Origin of the sequence: Thermomonas sp. (assembly GCF_035369645.1) — a bacterium.
Taxonomy (GTDB): Bacteria; Pseudomonadota; Gammaproteobacteria; order Xanthomonadales; family Xanthomonadaceae; genus Thermomonas.
In genome coordinates this window covers 1-19,294 of sequence record NZ_DAOOUM010000020.1, presented here as the reverse complement: position 1 = coordinate 19,294, position 19,294 = coordinate 1, and the positions used below count along the sequence as shown (strand labels likewise).

Below are 19,294 nucleotides of genomic sequence, written 5' to 3'. Positions count from 1 at the left end.
CGCGGCGACAGCAAGCGCCCGCAAACACTACCCATGCTGCATTGCACGCACACAACCGCCCAACCTGCGCTAAGGTGGGCTTGCCATGACCGCCCGCCGAACGCCCACGCGTCGGCGTGGGACGCGGACAGCCATGACGCTCTCTCCACACACTTTTGAGGAGGAACGGGCTCATGTCCTACAGCACACAGCAAATCCGCAATGTGGCCCTTGCAGGCCACCCTGGCGCCGGCAAGACCACGTTATTTGAAGCCCTACTGCATGCCGGCGGCGCACTACAAACGGTAGGCAGTCTGGATCGCGGCAACACCGTTTCTGATTTTGATCCCATCGAAAAAGAACGCGGCCACTCGCTAGATGCCGCCATCGCCAGCACCGATCACACCGCCACGTCTGGCCAATTAATCCATCTGAATATCATCGACACCCCCGGCTACCCGGACTTTCGAGGCCCGGCATTGGCCGCGCTGACCGCCGTTGAAACTGTGGCGGTCGTGGTGGACGCCGACACCGGCATCGCCCACGGCACCCGCCGAATGATGGAGTACGCCAAAGAACGCGGCCTGTGCCGGGTGCTGGTCATCAATAAAATCGAGCACCCCGGCCAGGATCTCGCCACTTTGGTCGAGAATTTGCGCACCGAATTTGGTCCCGAAGTCTTGCCGCTCAATCTGCCCGTGGATGGCGGCAGCCGGGTGGTGGATTGCTACACCCGCAGCAGCGGGCACAGTGATCTGGGCGCGGTGGCCGACTGGCATCAAAAAATCATCGACCAAGTGGTAGAAATCAACGAAACGGTGATGGATCACTATTTGGACCTGGGCGAAGGTGGCCTATCCGGCGCAGAGTTGCACGATGCGTTTGAGCAATGCCTGCGCGAAGGCCATTTGGTGCCGGTGTGCTTTGTCTCCGCACGCAGTGGTAGCGGTGTGAAAGAGTTGCTCGGCATCGCCGAAACGCTGTTTCCGCATCCGGGCGAGGCCAACCCGCCCGCCTTCATCAAAGGCAGCGGCACCGATGCCACGCCCATCGACGCCCGCCCCGACCCCAACGCGCATGTGATTGCCGATGTGTTCAAAATCGTCAACGACCCATTTGTGGGCAAACTGGGCATCTTCCGGGTCTATCAGGGCACCGTAAAAAAAGACGCACAGTTGTTTGTGGATGATGGCAAAAAGCCGTTCAAAGTGGGCCACCTGTTCAAACTCAAAGGCAAAGAGCACATCGAAATCCAGCACGCCATTCCCGGCGACATCGCCGCTGTGGCCAAGATCGACGACTTGCATTTCGATGCGGTGCTGCATGACTCGCACGATGAAGATCACATTCATTTGGCACCGATGGCATTCCCGAAACCGATGTTCGGCTTGGCGGTACAACCTGCCAGCAAAGGCCAAGAACAAAAACTGGCCACCGCCTTGCACAAACTGGCCGAGGAAGACCCGTCGTTTGCGGTAGAGCACACTGCCGAAACCAACGAGACCGTGATCCGTGGCCTGTCTGATCTGCATCTGCGCGTCATGCTGCAACGCCTGAAAGAGCGTTTTGCGGTGGAAGTCACATCGCATCCGCCGCGCATTGCCTATCGCGAAACTATCAGCGTGCCGGCAGAAGGCCATCATCGACACAAAAAACAAACCGGCGGGGCCGGGCAATTTGGCGAAGTGTTTTTGCGCATAGAACCCTTACCGCGTGGCAGTGGATTTGAGTTTGTCGATGCGGTCAAAGGCGGCACTATCCCTGGGCAATTTTTGCCAGCGGTGGAAAAAGGTGTGCGCCAGGTGTTGGGCGGCGGCGCACTGGCCGGCTACCCGATGCAAGACCTGCGCGTGACCGTGTATGACGGCAAGCATCATGCGGTGGATTCCAAAGAGGTGGCGTTTGTTGCAGCCGGCAAGCGCGCGTTTCTTGCCGCCATTGCCAATGCCCAGCCGCAGATACTCGAGCCCATCGTGGCGCTGGAAGTCAGCGCGCCAGAACACTACATGGGCGATATCAGCGGCGGGCTGGCGTCCAAGCGCGCACGCATCAGCGGCACCGACGCCCATCGTGGTGGCGAGATCGTGGTGCGCGCGCAGGTGCCGCTCTCGGAACTGGAAGGTTATGCCGCCGAGTTGAAGTCGGCCACCGCTGGTCGAGGGCGCTATGCGCTAGATTTCAGCCACTACGAACCGGTGCCAATGGCAATACAAAAGAAGTTGGCTGATGCGTTCAAGCCGCACCCGGAAGATGACTGACGTGGGTTACCCGCGCGCGGCGGTTTGACACAGAGTCACCGCCGCGCGCTATGGTGCGCACTTTCCACTTTGCTGCTCATGCCCATGCGCCGGTTTGCTCTTGTCCTGCTGCTTGCCTTTAGCTGCCTGCTGTGCGCCTGTTCAAGCCTTGGCACCGATCTGTTGCTGGGCCGCGACATCCACTTCAGCGCACCGCAATTGCAGGCGCAGCTGGATCGCAAATTTCCGCGCGACTACAAAAAATTGGGCGGGCTACTCAATCTAAGCCTGCTCAACCCGCGCTTAAGTCTGCCGAGTGGTGGCCGCTTGCGATTGGACTTTGATATCGGCATCGGCGGCCCGGGTGCCGCCAGCCGCACCCCGTCCGGCCACTTCGCGTTGGAAAGTGGGCTGCGGTTTGATGCCGGCACGCATGGTTTGCACCTGGACAACCCCAACATCGTATCGGTGGATGTGCCGGCCTTAGGTGGAATGATGAATGACTCCGCGCGCGCGATGCTCAATAGCTGGCTACTGGACTATGCACGCGAAGAGCCCGTGTATCGACTGGATGACAGCACCTATGGCCGCATCGCCAGTCGCCGCATCCAACGTGTGGATATCGACCAAGACCAAATTACCTTGCGGATGAACTGAACATGCTTGCACTTCGTATTGCTACCTCATTGGGCAGCTTGCTGCTTGGCTGTACGTTATTGACCGCCTGCAACAATCCGAAAACCACCGGCAGCACACAGGCCACGGGCGAGGACAGCTTACCGGCACCTGCGGCCCAGGGCGGCTCGGTCACCGGCATGCCGGACCCGGGGGTCGCCACGCCGCAACCTGCACCCATCGATACCAATACGCCAGCGGAAGATTCCACCGCTGTTACCGATGCCGGCGCACAACCGGATACCGGCACTGCCAGCGACACCACGCCAGCCAGCAACTCACCTGCTGCTGTGCCCGCCCAACCCAGCGCATCCACGACGAACGCAGCGCCCAAATCCGCCGCTGCCACCGAATCGGTGGGTGGCAAATGAAACCCCATCGTCCGCTTGTCACTTGTGTGGGCATGACCTTGCTCAGCACCACCCTTGTCGCCTGCTCACCCAGCGCGCCACCGGCCCCAACATCGACCACATCCGCGCCGAGTGCTGCACCTGCTAACCCGCCCGTTTCTGCCGCAGTCACAGCCGCGCAGCAGCCAGCGGCATCGGCCGAAACGTGGGAATTGCCCGGAAACTTGAGCCCCCTCACTACTCGCGCCGAACTGGATGCCCGCTTTGGCAAAGCCAATGTGCGCGATGACACCTTGCCGGGTGCCGAAGGCGAAGGCGAGGTACCCGCACTGACCGTATTCCCCAACGATGCCAAGCGGCGCCTGCGGCTGGTCTTGGATCCCGAACAACCCAACAATCAAGATGCCCCCATCCAGGAATTGCGCGTCAGTGACCCCGATTCACGCTGGCACGACCGCAACGGCCTGCATCCGGGCATGAGTTTGGCGGAGTTGGTCAAACGCAATGGTGCGCCGATCAGTTTTTATGGCTTGAACTGGGATTACGGCGGCAGCGTGCAGGACTGGCACGGCGGCAAGCTAGCCAATGGCGTGGGTGACGCGCTGTTCCATCGGGTGACGCTGGCTGCACGCAGTGGCGTCAATGCCGATGCGCTACCCACCGGGGATGGCAGTTTTCGCAGTGATGATCCGCGCTGGCCCACGCTTGGCAAGGACATGGTGGTGGCCGAACTGGGCATCAGTTGGCCGCACGACAGCGAATAAAAACGCCTCTAGCGTTTGGGCTTGAGCATCGTCCCGGTGCAGGTTTTGGCACCACAACGGCAGGCCCAGATTTTTTTCAGGCGCGGGGTGTGCCGCTCGGCCAAGGTAATTCCGTAGTCATAGGTCAATTCTTCGCCGGGCTGGATGGCACGAACCGCTTCGATAAACACCCGCGACTTCACCGGTGCATCGGCATCCTCCACCAGTACCGCCTCGCAATTGGGCACGCAGCTATGGTTAATCCAGCGCGCGGCATTGCCGGCAATATTGGCGTCGATCACCCAATCTTCATTCAAGGTGAACAAGAAGGTGTGACCACTTTCGATGTCGCCACTGTCGCCGGCATCCACCGCGTCATGCGTGCGCCGCTGGCCCTTGTATTCGATCAAACGCTCGCCCTTTGCAATGGCCGTGGTGGCGAACACGCCATTCCCGTGGATGGCAGATTTGCGGGTGGCGATTTTTGTGGGCATCGGGGCAACAACGGGTTTGAGGTTCGCCATTCTGGCGCAAGCAAACGCATGCGTCATCGCCCCACTGTCAACCCGGCCAATGTGGGTGCGTTTGGATCATCAACACCTAACGATGGATGTCCCCATGCGCGACTTGATCACAACCTCGCTCGTCTGCCTATTACTGGCCACCACGAGCGCACCAGGACATGCCCAGCAAGGCTTGCGCGAACGCCTGGAGCAGCGCCGCGCCACGACCACGATCTCCGACTTGCCCGCCGGCACCACGGTGCTGCGTGATCTTGGCTATGGCCCCACTGCGGCACAACGCTATGACGTGTATCGCCCAGCGCAGGCCAAACCGGGCGCGCCGATTCTGCTGATGGTGCATGGCGGGGGTTGGCGGCGTGGCGACAAAGCCAGCCCTGGCGTGGTGGGCAACAAAGCGGCGTATTGGCTCAACCAAGGTTTCGTGTTTGTGTCGGTCAACAACCGCTTGGTGCCGGAGGCTGGCCCGCTGGAGCAAGCCCGCGACGTGGCCGCTGCGGTGGCCTCGGTGCAACACCACGCTGCACAGTGGGGCGCAGACCCGCGCCAACTGATCTTGATGGGCCACTCCGCCGGCGCGCACCTGGTGGCCTTGCTGGGCAGTCAGCCGCAATGGCTGTCACAGGCCGGCGCATACCGCCCGCTGGGGGTCGTGTCGCTAGATAGTGGTGCGCTGGATGTGCCGGCACTGATGGGGCAGCCGCGCGTGCCCTCGTTCTATTTCGATGCCTTCGGCCACGATGCCGCCGGCTGGGCCACCGCATCACCGCAGCAGCAACTTGCAGGCGATGCGCTGCCGATGTTGCTGGTGTGCTCCAGCACGCGACACTTCCCCACATCGCCTTGTGATGAGGCGAACAAATTTGCCGCGCACGCACGTGTACTGGGTGTGCCCATGCAGACCCTGCCCGAAGCCATGGCGCACGGCGAAATCAACAGCCAACTGGGCCTGCCCACGGCCTATACCCGTGCCGTGGCCGACTGGATTGCACAACGCTTGATGCACGTCAGCCACTGAAACTTGGCGGCAGCGGCCACAAAACGTACAATTTCGGTACAGATTGCTTTCAGCCCCGCCGCCATGCTGCGCGTTACCAAGCTCACCGACTACGCCACTCTCATCTTGACCGTGCTTGCCGCGCGGCCAGAAACAGTCTTGAGTGCGCCGGAATTGGCCGAACGCGCCGGCCTGGAGCCGCCCACCGTGGCCAAGGTGCTCAAGCCGCTGGCCGCAGCCGGTTTAGTGGCGGGGTTTCGCGGCGCCAATGGCGGTTATCGGCTGGCGCGCCCAGCCGCTGCCATCAGCCTGATCGAAATCGTGGAAGCAATGGAAGGCCCGTTAGGCATGACCGAATGTAGCCTGCATGCAGGCCAATGCAGTCTCGAAGATTCCTGCGGAATGCGCGCCAACTGGCGGCGCATTAATGATGTGGTGGCCGATGCCCTGCGCGGCGTTTCGCTGGCGCAGCTGCAAAACCCCACGCACATCCCCGCGCGCAAGAGCATCGCCATGCAATTGGCGAATGCGTAAGGACCCCTGATGACCGAACTACACCCCGAACAACAAAACGCCCAGATCCACGAGCAGCTTGGTCGCAAGTACGAAGCCGGTTTTATCACCGACATCGAAACCGATTCGCTGCCGCCGGGACTGAACGAAGACATCATCCGCGCGCTCTCGGCCAAAAAGCACGAGCCCGAATGGATGCTGCAATGGCGGCTCTCTGCCTATCGCCATTTTTTGACTATGCATCAGCCCGCGTGGGCCAAGCTCAAGATCGCGGCCATCGACCTGCAAGCGTTGTCGTATTACAGCGCGCCCAAAGGCCCCAAGTACAAGTCGCTGGACGAGGTGCCCAAAGAATTGTTGGACACCTACGACAAGCTGGGCGTGCCGCTGCACGAGCGCGCCAAACTGGCGGGGGTGGCGGTGGATGCGGTGTTCGATTCGGTCAGCGTAGGCACCACCTTCAAAAAAGAATTGGCCGCAGTCGGGGTGATTTTTACTTCGATGAGCGATGCCATCGTCAACTACCCAGACTTGGTGCAGAAATACCTCGGTACCGTGGTACCGGTGGGTGACAACTACTTTGCCGCGCTCAACTCGGCGGTGTTTTCCGACGGCAGCTTCGTGTTCATCCCCAAGGGTGTGCGCTGCCCGATGGAGCTATCCACCTATTTCCGCATCAATGCCGGCCACACCGGGCAGTTTGAGCGCACCTTAATCATCTGCGAAGAAGGCGCGCACGTCTCGTATCTGGAAGGCTGCACCGCACCGATGCGCGATGAAAACCAATTGCACGCGGCGGTGGTGGAGCTGGTGGTGCTGGACGATGGTGAAATCAAATATTCCACCGTACAAAACTGGTACCCCGGTGATGAAAACGGCGTGGGTGGCATCTACAACTTCGTCACCAAGCGCGCCGAATGCCGTGGCGCGCGCAGCAAGGTGACGTGGACGCAGGTGGAAACCGGCAGCGCGATCACCTGGAAATATCCCAGCTGCGTGTTGGTGGGCGATGACAGCGTGGGCGAGTTCCACTCAGTCGCGCTGACCCACCATCGCCAGCAAGCCGATACCGGCACCAAGATGATCCACATCGGCAAGCGCACCAAGTCCAAGATCGTCAGCAAAGGCATCAGCGCCGGGCGCGGGCAAAACACCTATCGCGGGCTGGTGAAAGTGGCAGCGGGTGCCGAAGGCGCACGCAACCACACCCAATGCGACTCTCTGCTGATCGGCAAACAATGCGGCGCGCACACCTTCCCGTATATCGAAGTCAAAAACCCCAGCGCCACCGTCGAGCACGAGGCCACCACATCCAAGATTTCCGACGACCAATTGTTCTACTGCCGCAGCCGTGGGATTGGCGAAGAAGATGCGGTCTCGATGATCGTCGATGGTTTCTGCAAACAAGTCTTCCGCGAATTGCCGATGGAGTTTGCAGTGGAAGCCAAAAAACTACTCGACGTCACCTTGGAAGGGGCCGTTGGCTGATGCCGCCACAGGCCGACTCGGACATCTGCATACAAGAACACACTGGAAACAACCATGCTGAAAATTGAAAACCTCCATGCCACCGTTGCCGGCAAGGAAATCCTCAAGGGTCTGAGCCTCGACGTGAACGCTGGCGAAGTACACGCCATCATGGGCCCCAACGGGGCTGGCAAATCCACGCTGGGCAATATTCTGGCTGGCCGCGATGGCTATGAAGTCACCGCCGGTAGTGTTGAGTTTTTCGGCAAGCCGCTGCTGGAACTTGAACCCGAAGAACGTGCCGCTGCCGGTGTGTTTTTGGCCTTCCAGTACCCGGTGGAAATCCCTGGTGTCAACAACACCTATTTTTTGCGCGCGGCCTACAACGCGCAACGCAAGACCCGTGGTGAGCCGGAACTCGATTCGATGCAGTTTTTGAAGCGCGTACGCGAAAAGCTTGCGGTGCTGCATTTGAAAGACGAGTTGCTGCACCGTGGTGTAAATGAAGGATTTTCGGGCGGCGAAAAAAAGCGCAATGAAATTTTTCAGATGGCGCTGCTGGAACCCAAACTCGCCATCCTCGACGAGACCGATTCCGGCCTCGATATCGACGCCCTCAAAGCCGTGGCCGATGGTGTCAACGCGCAGCGCGCGCCGGAGCGTTCGTTCATCGTCATCACCCATTACCAACGCCTGCTGGACTACATCAAGCCCGACGTGGTGCATGTGCTGGCCGATGGCCGCATCGTGGAAACCGGTGGCCCGGAACTCGCCTTGCAACTGGAAGCGCACGGCTACGACTGGATCAAAAACCGGCTGACGCCGGAGGCTGCGGCTTGAGATGAGTGACACCTTCTTTTCCTTCTCCCCTCGGGAGAAGGTGCCCGAAGGGCGGATGAGGGTAGCTCGCGGACAGAACCTTCCGCGCAGGCCCCGAACCCTCTCCCCCACCCCTCTCCCGACGGGAGAGGGGTTCGTTTCACGGAGCTTCGTATGAGCGCCCTACTCGACTCCCTTGCCAAACAATTTGACGGCGATGCCCGCCAGCGCGCGTTGCTGGACGCACTGTTGCAAGACGGCCTGCCGCAGCGTGCGGAAAGCTGGAAGTACACCTCCCTGCGACAGTTGGAGCGGCGTGCGTTTGGCGCTGCCCAGCCGGTGACCATCGATGCCACGGCACTGGCCGCGATCCCCACGCCACGCATGGTGTTTATCAACGGCCAATATGCGGCCACGCTGAGCGACCTTGCGGCGCTTGATGCCGGGGTTCGCGTGCAGCCGTTGTCACAGTTGTTGCACGCAGGTGATACCCGCGCGCAGGCCCTCCTCGCAGGCAGTCTTGATGACACGCCTGCGCATCACGATGCGCCGTTCGCCCAACTCAACGCCGCGCTTGCCCGCGAAGGTGCGCTAGTGCAGGTAGAGGCCGGCGTGCAGGCGCAGGCACCCCTGCATCTGGTCAACGTGGGGGTTGCCCAAGACGGCGATGCCGCGTGGCATCTGCGCCATGTCGTTGCACTGGCTGCGGGTGCACGCCTGTGCTTGGTCGAACATGAACTGGCTGCCGGCGAGCACGCGCATCTTGGCAATGTGTGGCTGCACGCGCAGTTGGCCGACGCTGCGCAACTAACCCACGCGCGGGTGCAAGATGCCGCCCCACGCGCGCATGTGTTTGCACGCACCGACGCGGTGCTGGCAGACAAGGCCCACTATCGCCGAGTGGATTTGGAGCTGGGCGCAGCACTAGCCCGCAATGAATTGAACGTGCGCCTGCAAGGTGATGGTGCCGCTCTACACGCTGATGGCGTGTTGTTGGCCGATGGCCGCCGGCATGTGGAGACCCGCTTGGGGATCGAACATCTGGCCCGCGACACCGCATGCGCGCTGACATGGCGGGGCCTGGCCGCACAGCGCGGCAAGGCAGTGTTCCACGGTGGTATCACCATCCATGCCGGTGCCGATGGCAGCGCTGCCAATCTATCCAACAAAAATCTGCTGCTCTCTGCCGATGCTGAAATCGATACCCAGCCGGTGCTTGTGATCCATGCTGATGAAGTGCAAGCCACGCACGGCGCAACGGTGGGCCAATTGGACCCAATCGCGCTGTTTTACCTGCGCTCACGTGGCCTGCCTGAAGCCGATGCACGGCGGCTGTTGACCGGCGCATTCTGCCGCGAAGTGGTGGCGGCAATCGGCGATGCAACCCTGCGCGGGCAGCTGGAAACGGTATTGGATGCGGCATTGGGGCGCGTGGGTGCATGAACATGGACACTGCTATCGATACCGGCATCGACTGGGCGCAGGTGCGCGCCGATTTTCCGCTGCTGACCCGGCAGGTACATGGCAAGCCGCTGGTGTATTTCGATAGCGCCAATACCGGGCAAAAACCCGAATGCGTGATCGACGCCACCAACGATTTTTATCGTCGCCACAACGCCAATGTCAGCCGCGCGGTGCATGCCTTGGGCAGCGAAGCCACCGATGCCTATGAAGGCGCACGCAGCAAGCTGGCGCGATTTTTCAATGTGCGCAGTGATGAGCTGATCCTGTGCAGTGGCACCACGTTTGCGATCAATCTGGTGGCGTATTCGTGGGCATTGCCACGGCTCCAACCGGGCGATGTCATCTTGATCAGCCGCATGGAGCACCACGCCAATATCGTGCCGTGGCAGCTGGTCGCCCAGCGCACCGGGGCCACCATCAAAGTGGCCGAGCTATTGCCCGACGGCGCACTGGACTTGAACGCGCTGTATGCGCAGATGACGGCCGATGTAAAACTGCTGGCGCTGACCCACGTCAGCAATGTGCTGGGCACCGTCAACCCGGTTACCTACATCTGCAAAGAAGCGCGCAAACGCGGCATCGTCACCGTCATCGACGGCTCGCAAGCAGCACCGCATATGCCGGTGGATATCGCTGCGATCGGCTGCGATTTCTACGCGGTGACCGGCCACAAAATGAGCGGCCCCACCGGCACCGGCGTGCTGTGGGCCAAGCGCGAACACATCCAAGCGATGCCGCCGTTCTTGGGCGGTGGCGAGATGATCAAAGAAGTGCGCTTTGAGGGCACCGTGTTCAACGAAGGCCCGCATAAATTTGAAGCCGGCACACCCAATATCGCCGGTTTTGTTGGCCTAGGCGCAGCGGTGGATTATCTATCTTCGCTGGGGATGGCCCACATCGAAGCCCGTGAACAAGCCCTGTTGGCGCACTTGACCGACGCACTGCACAGCATCGACGGCCTGCATATTTATGGCCGCGCCCCGCGCAAAGCGGCAGTGGTCAGCTTTGCCATCGACGGTGTGCATTCGCATGATCTGGCCACCTTGTTAGACCTGGAAGGCATCGCCGTGCGCAGTGGCCAGCACTGCGCACACCCGCTGCTGCAATGGCTGGGGGTAGGCACCACCTGCCGCGCCTCGCTGGCGTTTTACAACACGCATGCCGAGATCGACGCCTTCGTCGCGGCCCTGCACAAGGTGCGCAAGCTGCTGGTCTAGTCGTACCCGCCACCCGGCCACATCACGCACGTGGCCGAACCCCGCAGAACCATGCAAGATGTCCGCTATTCGGGCCGCTATCCGCATAGGCCACCCGAATGTTTGCCAGTACGCACTGGTAAATTCGGATAGGCAACAGGGGACAACGGGGCAATGGGACGCAAGCGACTGCGCGCAGCACAAACCCATCTGGACGCGTTCATGGCCACGCTTGCGGTGTGGTTCATGGACCAATGGGCCAAAGTCGAGCGCGGCTATCGACGGCCATTGACGTGGGTGGCCTTGCGTCTGAAGTTTGCGTTCTACCCTTTGCTGGCCTGCATCGCGCTGGGTTGGCTGGGCTGGGACTGGAGCCACGACCGCAGTTTGGATTCGGCCGAAGACAGCGTGTTCGACACCATCGTGCAATGGCGTCCCGTTGAGCCGCGCGCTTCCGGCAAAACCGTGATCGTGGAGATCGACGACTGCTCGCTGGAGTGGACGCGCGCACAGGGCATCGGTGGCTGGCCGTGGCCGCGCACCGTGCATGCCGATTTGCTGGACACGCTGGATCGTGCCGGCGTGCGCGCAGTGGGGATCGATGTGATGTTCCTCGACCCGCACAAGGACGACCCGAATGGGGATGCCATGCTGGATGCAGTGGCGGCCGGCGGCAATGGACGATTCGTGTTTGCGGCATCGCGCCAAGCGGCGGATTTCGATGCCAACGCTCCCTTGCACGTGGCCCAGATCCCGGGCGCATTCGCCTTGGATCCTGACACCCGCCCCCCCGGCCCCCCGGTCGCGGTGTTTTTGCCGTTTGGCGCAGCCATGGCACAGCATTCGGCCATCACCAATGTCAGCCGCGGCCAAGATGGCGTCCTGCGCGACGTGCCATTGCGCGACGTAGTGGACGACTGGGCGCTGCCCACCCTACCCGCCCGCTTGATCGCGCAGGTCACCCAACAGCCTGCGGCGGCGCTCCCCGACCACGTCCGCGTGAACTGGCGTCGCCACAGCCGGATTCCGTATGTCAGTGCCGCCGATGTACTGGCCGGCAAACCCGTGTGCGAGCCTGCTGGCAGCAAACTGCCCGATTTACGCGGCAGCGTGGTGCTGGTGGGCTACACCGCCGCCGGCATCAGCGATACCAAACCCACGCCGGTGAACGCGGCGATGCCCGGGGTGGAAGTCTGGGCCGAGGCCACCGACGCCCTGCTGCACGATGGCGCGGTGTGGATGCCACCGAGCATCTTCAAATACCTGTTGGCCGCACTGTTGCTGGCGTTGACCACGTATGCTTTCTGGCGCGGCGAACCGCATGAGGATGTGGATGGCGTGTTCGTGGCGGTCAACGGTCTGCTGCTGACCGGCGCCGTCATCGGCCTAACTTTTTTTGGCGTCTTCATCGATATTTTTGCCAGTATTGGCTTTGTCAGTTTGTGCTTTGGAATATGCCGAATGTACGCCGCCATTCAGCGCGGCCGCGCCATCGGCAACAACGATTTTCGGCAGGAATACGATCCCGAAAAACACCCATGGTTAGCAATGGTGCGGCTGCGCTACGTCAAATTTGGTGACCTGACCCCATTTGAAGCGGTACGCGGCAAGCGTGAATACCGCCGGCTGCTGCGGCGCCAGCTGTATGCCGGCAGCGACGCGGTGATGATCGAGGGCATCGTGGAACGCAAAAGCTGGCTGCACGAAATCCTAGATGACTTGATGGTGCTGATCTGGGCCGGCACCGATCGCGCCAGCGTGATGGCGCAAGTAAAAGCCGACTTGGATTTGCTGTACCACTCGTTGAACCAAGGTGAGCATCCACTGGATGAACATGGCCGGGTGATGCTGTGTATTTCCGTTGCTGAAATTGATGATCATCACGATGGCAGCAACCGTGGCGAACGCATGCGCCTGCGTGAACTCCTCGGCCAAGACTTGAATGCCACCGACGAATATCCCTTATCCGCAGACAATTGCGAAACCCTGAACCCGTCACACACACTGTTTATCGACGAGACCCACGAGCAGGATCTTCCATGACCAAGGGCACCATTCGCTACGCGATCGTCATCCTTAGCTTACTTGCCAGCGGCGTATTGATCGCGGGCAAACCAAATCCCGGCAAGTCTAGTAAAACCACCAAGTCCGCAGCGCCGGCCAAAGCGGCGATGGTAGTTTCCCCAGCCACGATCACAAAGCCCACCGTGCAGCTGCACAGCAAGCCGGATTTCAACGCTGCGGTGGTCACCAGCCTGACGCAAAACACCCAGGTCAAGGTCACCGGGCAGGAGGGCTTGTGGTTTTTGCTCAGCACCGCCGATGGCAAGAGCGGCTATGTGCGGGTCAACGAAGTGCGGATGATCGCCACCAATCAAAGTACCGAGAGCGTGGGTAAAGCGCTCTTTACGGGTGCCGCCGGCAAGGGCCGGGTCACCGAAACCGCCAGTGTGCGAGGCCTGGACGAAAGTACGCTCAAAGCGGCATCGTTCAATCAGGCGCAACTACAACTGCTGGAAAGCTACCGCGCCACCCCGGAAGCTGCCGAACAGGCCGCCAGCAAGAACGGGTGGCAAATCACCGAGGTCGCCTACAGCGAGGAATACCAACCAGAAAGCAGCAAACCCAAAAAGAAAGGATTTTTTGGCAGGGCAAAATCGGATGCGTCCAGTAACGCGGCATCACAAGCAGAAAAGCGCGAAACCTTCAATGTCGCGCGCAACCTGCTGGGCATCGTCAAACCCGGCCTAGCCCGTACCGCAGCGCCGGGTGAAAAGCTCATTGGTAAATCAGAACAAGAAGTGGATCAAGAAGAACTGGATCTAGGCCCACTGCTGACTGGGCGTCTGCTGGGTGCGGCGGCTTTGGTCAAAGACCCCGCCATGCAGAAGCGCGTCAATTTGGTGGGCCGCTGGGTCGCCTCGCGTACCAGCCGACCGAACCTGCCGTGGACATTCGGGGTAATGGATGACAATGAAATCAATGCATTTGCCGCACCCGGCGGCTACGTCTTGATCACCCGTGGGCTGTATCAATTACTGGACAGCGATGCCGAGCTGGCCGGCGTACTGGGCCACGAAATTGGCCATGTGGTGCAACGTGACCATTACGAGGTGATTCGCAAGCAGGAAAAACTAGCTGCGGCCGGCAGCATTGCTTCCAGTCAGATCCGTACCGGGGGTGGGCTGGGTGGCAGTCTTGCGCGTGACTACATCGAAAAGCACGGCGCAGCAATTATGCTCACCGGCTTGGATCGCAGCGCAGAATTCCGTGCCGACCATGCTGCGGGGATTTATGCAGCTCGCGCCGGTGCCAACCCAATGGCCTTCCTTGCGGTGCTGCAAAAAATGGCGGCATTGGGTACCGCATCGCCCAAGATGGCGACACTCTACAAAACCCATCCCGCACTCGATAAACGCATGGATGCCGTTGAGCAACAGGACAACGGCGAATTGAAGGCCTATCTGGACCGGTGATCATCGCGTCTAACCACCACGTTCTAGCCGCTACCTTCTAGCGGCTATCTTCTAGCGGCTAGGTACGCAAGGTTGGGCTTAGCTCACAAACGCAGCCTGACACCACGCCATCAGTGGGTTCCAGAACATGCCAAGCACCAGCAGGCCAAGTGCGTTGACGCCAAAGACCAGACGCAGCAGGCGGTCGTCACGCGGCAGCACCGGCTCACCGACGGGTTCATCGAAATACATCACCTTGATCACGCGCAGGTAGTAGAACGCGCCGATCACCGCGAACACCACACCAACAATCGCCAGCCACAGCATGCCGCCGTTGATCGCCGCGCGCAGCACCGCCAGCTTGGCCCAGAAGCCCAAGAACGGCGGGATGCCGGCCAGCGAGGCCATCACGCATAGCACCATGCCAGCACTCCACGGGTCGCGGGCGTTCAGACCCTTGAAGTCCTCGATGTTGTCGGCTTCAAACCCACGGCGCGACAACAGCACGATCACACCGAATGCGGCGGTGGCCATCAGCGCGTAGCTGAGGGCGTAGAACATCGACGCGGCATAGCCTTCGGCGCTACCGCCAGCCAAGCCGAGGAACAAAAAGCCCACGTGGGAGATGGTGGAATACGCCAGCATGCGCTTGAGGTTGGTCTGCATCAGCGCGATCACGTTGCCCAGCACCAGCGACAGTGCCGCCAATACCGCCAGCATCGGCTGCCACTGCGCGGCCAACGGCGAAGCACCAAAGCCCAGCAGGCGCACCACCATGGCAAACGCCGCCAATTTGGGCGCGGAGCCAATGAACAAGGTGATCGGCGTGGGTGCGCCGTGATAAACGTCAGGCAGCCACATATGGAACGGCGCGGCGCCAAACTTGAAGGCGATACCGGCGATCATGAACACCACGCCAGTCAGCAGCAGCATGGGCTGCGCCACGCCGGGAGCGGCCTCGCGAATGGTGGCCAAGTCCAAACTGCCGGTGGCACCGTACACCAACGACATGCCGTACAGCAGCAAGCCCGAGGCCAGTGCGCCCAGCACGAAGTACTTCATCGCCGCTTCCGAGGCCAGCTTGCTGTCACGATCCACGGCCACCAGTGCATACGAGCTCAACGCCAGCAGCTCCAAGCCCAGATACACCATGATCAGGCTGCCCGCCGAGATCAACAGCATCATGCCGAGTACCGCAAACAACACCAGCACCGACACTTCACCCTTGTACAGGCCGCGATCACGCAGATAGGGCCATACAAACAGCAGCGCCAGTGCGGAAATCAGGCAGGTGCCGACCTTCAACACATCGGCCATGGTGTCGCGCACAAACATATTGTTGAGCACGCTGGTGTCATCGCCCACACCCACACCGCACGCAATCAAGCCGGCCACCAGCAACAGCGCCAGCACAGACAACACATGGGTCAACACGCGCTGGCTGTCTTTCAAAAACAGATCCAGCATCAGCAATGCGAACGCGGCAGCCACCAGTGCCAGTTCGGGAATCAATGGCAGCAATTCGGTGGTAGCCGGCATGGCGAGAGTAGCCTGCATCGTCGTCATGTCCTTAGAGTTTGGTCGCGGCGAGCTGACCCGCCAGTTGCGCGATGGACGGTTCCATCAGGTCGGTCAAGGGTTTGGGGTACACGCCCAGCGCCAAGGTGAACACGGCAAACACGCCCAACACGATCCATTCGCGCGCGTTGATGTCCTGCATTTCGGCGACATGAGCATTGCCCACCTCGCCCCAGATGATCCGCTTGGTCAGCCACAGCGAGTACGCCGCGCTGATGATCAAGGTCAACGCCGCACCCAAACCAATCAGCGGGTTCTGCTGGAAGCTGGCCAGCACCACCAAGAATTCGCCGACGAAGCCACTGGTGCCCGGCAGGCCGCAGTTGGCCATGGCGAAGAACACCCAGAACAGCGCGAACCATGGCATCACCTTGGCCACCCCGCCGTAATCTTTGATCATGCGGGTGTGCATGCGGTCGTACAGCACGCCCACGCAGGAGAACATCGCGCCGGAAATGAAGCCGTGCGAAATCATCTGCACCATCGCGCCTTGCAAGCCCAGACGCGCGGCATCGCCAAGATTTTGGTCACGCACCAGCGCAAACGCGATGAAGGTGCCCAAGATCACAAAGCCCATATGCGCGACCGACGAATACGCGATCAGCTTCTTCATGTCGGCCTGCACCAGCGCCACCATGCCCACATAGACAATGGCGATCAGGCTGAATGCGATCATCAACCATGCAAATTCGTGGCCGGCGTCGGGCACGATCGGCAGGGTGAAGCGCAGGAAACCGTAGCCGCCAATTTTCAGCATGATCGCGGCCAGCACCACCGAACCACCGGTGGGCGCTTCCACGTGCGCATCCGGCAACCAGGTGTGCACCGGGAACATCGGCACCTTGATCGCGAACGCGGCGAAGAAGCCCCAGAACAACCAGGTTTGCTCGGTCATGCTGAGCGGCAGCGCGGCCATGTCGGCGATCTGCCAGCTACCGCCCTTCAGGTACAGGTAGATCAGGCCAATCAGCATGAACACCGAACCGATGAAGGTGTACAGGAAGAACTTCATCGACGCATAAATGCGTCGCGGGCCACCCCACACGCCGATCACGATGAACATCGGGATCAGCATGGCTTCGAAGAATACGTAGAACAGCATCGAGTCCAGCGCGCAGAACACGCCGATCATCGCGCCTTCCAGAATCATCAGGCTGGCGTAGTACTGCGCCACACGCTTGCTCACCGAACCCCATGCGCCCACCAGCACCAATGCACCCACCAAGGTGGTCAGCACGATCAGCGGCACCGACAGGCCATCCACACCCAAGTGATATTGGATGTCATACGCTGGAATCCATGCGCGCTGCTCGACAAACTGCATCGCCGCGCTCCCCATCTGGAAGTCGGTCAGCAGCGGCAAGCTCACCACGAAGGTCAGCAAGGCAAACCCCAGCGCGATCCAACGCGCCAGTTGTGGCCGGGTGTTGCCGGCCATCAGGGTGAACACGCCGCCGAGGATCGGCAGCCAAATCAACAAACTAAGCAGGGGCCAGTGGGTCACGCTTGCGGTTTCCATCCAGTCATCGATACCGGCTTACAGCCAGTAGTACTTGGCCATCGCCAACAGCGCGACCAAACCTAGAATCATTGCGAAGGCATAGTGGTAGAGGTAGCCGGTCTGCACCTTGCGAGCCATCGCTGCCACCATACCGATAAGGCTGACGCTGCCGTTCACGGCACCGTCGATCACACCACTATCGATTGCGCTGGAGGCCTTGCCGATCTTCAGGCTGCCACCGGCAAACCCGCCAATCCACAGGTCGTCCATCCAGTATTTGCGCTCCAGCACCCGGATTGGCAATGCCAGATTACGGGTGATGGCCACCCGCCATTCCGGCTTGACCATGTACAGCAAGGTGGCCAAGAAGAAGCCCATCAGCGCCAGCATGAACGCCGGGGCCATGAAGCCATGCAGAGCAAACGCCACCGGGCCGTGGAACTCGTGCGCCAGTGCCGCGATCACGTCGTTTTCTTGCAGCACTTCAATCGCACCGAGGAAGAACGGCAACTGCTTGGCATGGCCCAGCATGTCGGTACCAAACAGCATTGGGCCAACAGTGAAGAAGCCCACCAGAATGGAGGGGATCGCCAGCAATACCAGCGGCACGGTGACCACCCACGGTGATTCGTGCGGCACATGCACGCCGTGATGGCCATGCGCATGCTGGTCATCATGATGTGCGTCGTGATGGCCGCCATGCGCGTCGTGCGCATGGTTGTCACGGAAGCGTTCTTCACCAAAGAAGGTCAGATACAGCAGACGGAAGCTGTAGAAACTGGTGACGAACGCACCCAGCAACACTGCCCAGTTGGCGTATTGGGCGATGAAACTGCCCGCATTTTCGGCGGCGTGGTGCGCGGCGGCTTCGATGATGGTGTCCTTCGAATAGAAACCGCTGAAGAACGGTGTACCCACCAAGGCCAAGGTGCCGATCCACATCGTGATATGGGTGATCGGCATGTATTTGCGCAGACCGCCCATCTTGCGCATGTCCTGCTCGTGATGCATGCCGATGATCACCGAGCCTGCGCCCAGGAACAGCAGCGCCTTGAAGAAGGCGTGGGTCATCAGGTGATAGACCGCCGCCGAATACGCCGACACGCCCAACGCCACCGTCATATAACCCAGCTGCGACAAGGTGGAATACGCCACCACGCGTTTGATGTCGTTTTGCACCATGCCGATCAAGCCGGTCCAGAACGCGGTGGTGGCACCGATGAACAAGATGAAGTTGAGCGCGGTTTCCGACAGCTCAAACAGCGGCGACATGCGCGCCACCATAAAGATGCCGGCGGTGACCATGGTGGCGGCGTGGATCAGCGCCGAGATGGGGGTTGGGCCTTCCATCGAATCGGGCAACCACACATGCAGCGGCACCTGTGCCGACTTGCCCATCGCGCCGATGAACAGGCAGATGCAGATGACGGTGGGCACCATCCAAGTATGCCCCGGCAGGATGTCCACGGTCATGTTCTTGATCGCGCCGGCATTGGCGAACGCGGTGGCGTAATCCAGCGTGCCAATCCAGTACAGCACGCCCGAAATCCCCAGCAAAAAGCCGAAGTCGCCCACGCGGTTGACCAAGAAGGCTTTCAGGTTGGCAAACACGGCGGTCGGTTTCTTGTACCAGAAACCAATCAGCAGGTACGACACCAGGCCCACCGCTTCCCAGCCGAAGAACAGCTGCATGAAGTTGTTGCTCATCACCAGCATCAACATGCTGAAGGTGAACAGCGAGATATAGCTGAAGAAGCGCTGGTAGCCGTCGTCTTCGGCCATGTAGCCGATGGTGTAGA

16 protein-coding genes are annotated in these 19,294 nt (G+C 60.6%); 12 read left to right on the top strand and 4 right to left on the bottom strand.

Annotated elements, in window-relative coordinates; all coding sequences use genetic code 11:
- Window positions 1-173 precede the first annotated feature (173 nt).
- The 4 genes from fusA to PK789_RS05535 all read left to right on the top strand — a co-directional run bounded on the left by fusA (window position 174) and on the right by PK789_RS05535 (window position 4,005).
- Window positions 174-2,237, top strand: a complete 2,064-nt coding sequence (fusA, locus tag PK789_RS05550) for an elongation factor G (RefSeq protein ID WP_324307600.1) — start codon at window positions 174-176, stop codon at window positions 2,235-2,237.
- A gap of 84 nt (window positions 2,238-2,321) precedes the next feature.
- Entirely contained in the window at window positions 2,322-2,873 is a 552-nt protein-coding gene (locus PK789_RS05545) for a DUF1439 domain-containing protein (RefSeq protein WP_324307598.1), read from the top strand.
- 2 nt (window positions 2,874-2,875) lie between these two features.
- Entirely contained in the window at window positions 2,876-3,262 is a 387-nt protein-coding gene (locus PK789_RS05540; protein ID WP_324307596.1) for a hypothetical protein, read from the top strand.
- 203 nt (window positions 3,263-3,465) lie between these two features.
- Window positions 3,466-4,005 (top strand): hypothetical protein, encoded by a 540-nt coding sequence (locus PK789_RS05535; protein WP_324307595.1) that lies wholly within the window; start codon window positions 3,466-3,468, stop codon window positions 4,003-4,005.
- An 8-nt stretch (window positions 4,006-4,013) separates the two neighbouring features.
- Here PK789_RS05535 and PK789_RS05530 read toward each other — a convergent pair whose 3' ends face one another.
- Window positions 4,014-4,478, bottom strand: coding sequence for an SET domain-containing protein (locus PK789_RS05530; protein WP_324307593.1), 465 nt, complete (start codon window positions 4,476-4,478; stop codon window positions 4,014-4,016).
- Window positions 4,479-4,602: 124 nt separating this feature from the next.
- On the opposite strand from PK789_RS05530, the gene PK789_RS05525 reads away from it, so the two are divergent.
- From PK789_RS05525 to PK789_RS05490, 8 genes are all read left to right on the top strand, one after another.
- Window positions 4,603-5,523, top strand: coding sequence for an alpha/beta hydrolase (locus PK789_RS05525; protein WP_324307591.1), 921 nt, complete (start codon window positions 4,603-4,605; stop codon window positions 5,521-5,523).
- Between the two features lie 63 nt (window positions 5,524-5,586).
- Window positions 5,587-6,036 (top strand): SUF system Fe-S cluster assembly regulator, encoded by a 450-nt coding sequence (locus PK789_RS05520; protein ID WP_324307589.1) that lies wholly within the window; start codon window positions 5,587-5,589, stop codon window positions 6,034-6,036.
- Between the two features lie 6 nt (window positions 6,037-6,042).
- Window positions 6,043-7,503, top strand: a complete 1,461-nt coding sequence (gene sufB / locus PK789_RS05515) for a Fe-S cluster assembly protein SufB (RefSeq protein WP_503011906.1) — start codon at window positions 6,043-6,045, stop codon at window positions 7,501-7,503.
- A 54-nt stretch (window positions 7,504-7,557) separates the two neighbouring features.
- The gene (gene sufC, locus PK789_RS05510; protein WP_324307586.1) at window positions 7,558-8,322 is read left to right on the top strand and encodes a Fe-S cluster assembly ATPase SufC; all 765 of its coding nucleotides are present in this window, start codon (window positions 7,558-7,560) and stop codon (window positions 8,320-8,322) included.
- A gap of 153 nt (window positions 8,323-8,475) precedes the next feature.
- Window positions 8,476-9,744, top strand: coding sequence for a Fe-S cluster assembly protein SufD (gene sufD, locus PK789_RS05505; protein WP_324307585.1), 1,269 nt, complete (start codon window positions 8,476-8,478; stop codon window positions 9,742-9,744).
- Window positions 9,745-9,746: 2 nt separating this feature from the next.
- Window positions 9,747-10,982: a cysteine desulfurase gene (locus PK789_RS05500; RefSeq protein WP_324307584.1), complete on the top strand. Its 1,236-nt coding sequence runs from the start codon at window positions 9,747-9,749 to the stop codon at window positions 10,980-10,982.
- 153 nt (window positions 10,983-11,135) lie between these two features.
- The gene (locus PK789_RS05495) at window positions 11,136-13,004 is read left to right on the top strand and encodes a CHASE2 domain-containing protein (RefSeq protein WP_324307582.1); all 1,869 of its coding nucleotides are present in this window, start codon (window positions 11,136-11,138) and stop codon (window positions 13,002-13,004) included.
- Entirely contained in the window at window positions 13,001-14,437 is a 1,437-nt protein-coding gene (locus PK789_RS05490; protein ID WP_324307581.1) for a M48 family metalloprotease, read from the top strand. Before PK789_RS05495 ends, PK789_RS05490 begins: the two co-directional genes overlap by 4 nt.
- Before the next feature lie 78 nt (window positions 14,438-14,515).
- Here the strand turns inward: PK789_RS05490 and nuoN are convergent, their stop codons facing one another.
- From nuoN to nuoL, 3 genes are all read right to left on the bottom strand, one after another.
- Window positions 14,516-15,982 carry an NADH-quinone oxidoreductase subunit NuoN gene (nuoN, locus tag PK789_RS05485; RefSeq protein ID WP_324307580.1) on the bottom strand — a complete coding sequence of 489 codons (1,467 nt, stop codon included), beginning with the start codon at window positions 15,980-15,982 and terminating at the stop codon, window positions 14,516-14,518.
- A 4-nt stretch (window positions 15,983-15,986) separates the two neighbouring features.
- Entirely contained in the window at window positions 15,987-17,498 is a 1,512-nt protein-coding gene (locus PK789_RS05480; protein ID WP_324307578.1) for an NADH-quinone oxidoreductase subunit M, read from the bottom strand.
- 33 nt (window positions 17,499-17,531) lie between these two features.
- Window positions 17,532-19,294: NADH-quinone oxidoreductase subunit L (gene nuoL, locus PK789_RS05475; protein WP_324307576.1), on the bottom strand; the 1,763-nt coding region annotated here is incomplete at its 5' end.